Below are 1,700 nucleotides of genomic sequence, written 5' to 3'. Positions count from 1 at the left end.
ATCGCACCGGCCCATGGGTGGAGCTGCTGATGCGGTCCGGGAGGTTGTGGAGGGTGTGCTGGGCGCCGTCGGGAGCGATGTAGAGCCAGCGCTGGAGCTGATCCTCGGGGTCGACGGTCCATTGGGCGTTGGGCCAGCGCTGGCGTTCGTTGGAGGCCAGGTGGCTGGGGGGATCGGGAGCGAAGAGCCGGCCGAAGTGGACCTCCCATCCGAGGCCGGCGTTGGCGGCGAGGTTGGTGGTGGAAAAGTGCAGGTCGCGGCCGAGGTTGCCGCAGGTGGTGGGACCGTTGTAGGTGCCGCAGTCGAGGCGGACGGATTCGAAGGTGTTGGAGTTGTGGACGGCCTGGAAGCTGTAGGCGAGGCGGTCGCCGACGGTGTAGGTCTGGCCGAGGGGAATCCGGAGCACCAGGTTGCCGGAGGTCAGGTCGATGGTGTCGATGCCGTCGAGCCCTTGGTAGGGGCGATTGGGCAGGAGGCCCCGATCGATCTCCACCGGCTGGTAGAGGCCGGGGTCCGGGTCGAGGCCGTCGGGGTCGTCATCGGCGTCGTCGTCCCCTCCACCGTCTCCCGGGACGAGAGTGAAGGCGACCTGCGCCGGCAGCGACTCGGCGCCGCCGTGGTCGGCGACGGCGGCGGAGAGGATGTGCTCGCCCTCGGCCAGGTCTTGGCTCGGGCGGCAGACGGCCCCAGACTCATTTACCGTGCAGGGAAGGTCGAAACTCTCACCGTCGAGCGCCAGCGCGAGGCTCTCGGGCCGAACACCGGTGCCGAGGTCGCTCCAGGCGAGCTCGATCTCAGGCCGCAGCTCTTCCAGCTCGGCGCCGTCGGTGGGGCGGAGAATCTCCAGCTCGGGCCCTTCGGTGTCCTCGGGTACAGCTCCAAGGGCCAGGCCGCGCAGCGCCACCGGCTCTCCGAAGCTCACCGAAGGCTCGAAGCGCTCCATCTCCCAGCCGGAAGGTGAGAGGCGCACGGCGCCTGTTTCGCTCACGGCCCAGACGGAACCGGCATAGCCGTCGGCGACCAAGGTGTGGATCCCGGGCTCGTCCTCGCCAGGAAGGCCGAAGGGCTGCGCCGAGGTGAGGACCTCGCCGGTGGCGTCGACTCGGGTGACGGTCACGCCGTCGGTGATCCAGAGAGTCTCTTCCCCGCCGGGAGCGAGGGCCAGGATTCCAGGAGCGGCAAAGCTGCTGGTGGGCGCTCCGGTGTCTTCAAACTCGCCGGGCTTGCCGTCTTCCGCCTCGCCCGATGGATCTTCGACAAATCGTAGAATTTGCTCGTCCGCCGCCACCCACACCCTCTCGGCATCCACCGCCAGGGCCCGCACCTCGGCTCCCTCGTCGAGGGTCAGCTTGCGCACCTCGGCGCCGGTGACCGGGTCGTGAAGAGTGACCGCCTCGGCGGTAGCGATCCACAGGCCGGCCTCGGTGGCGAAGAGGCCTCGGAGGTCCGCTGCGAGGAGAATCTCCTGGAGCGCCTGGCCGGTGGGGGCCAAGGAGCCTACGGACTCGCCGCTGCTGAACCACACCGTGCCGTCTTCGGGATCTATGGCCATCCGAGCGACCCCTCCTTCCCCTGCGTCCGCGGGCACCGAGAGCACCGGCGTGCCGTCGAGACCGAAGGCGGCGAGCTCCTCGCCGGTGTGAACCCAGACGAGCTCTCTCGCAGAATCCCCGGCTACCGCCCGGGCGTCGGCGGTTCCG

At 69.5% G+C, this 1,700-nt stretch carries 1 protein-coding gene; it reads right to left on the bottom strand.

Going from position 1 to position 1,700, the window contains the following annotated elements; genetic code table 11:
* Window positions 1–1,700 (bottom strand): hypothetical protein (locus SX243_26200; GenBank protein MDY7096479.1); only part of this gene is annotated, 1,700 nt, incomplete at both ends.

The sequence above is a fragment of the Acidobacteriota bacterium genome, assembly GCA_034211275.1.
Lineage (GTDB): Bacteria > Acidobacteriota > Thermoanaerobaculia > Multivoradales > JAHZIX01 > JAGQSE01.
This window is presented reverse-complemented; position numbering and strand designations above follow the sequence as displayed.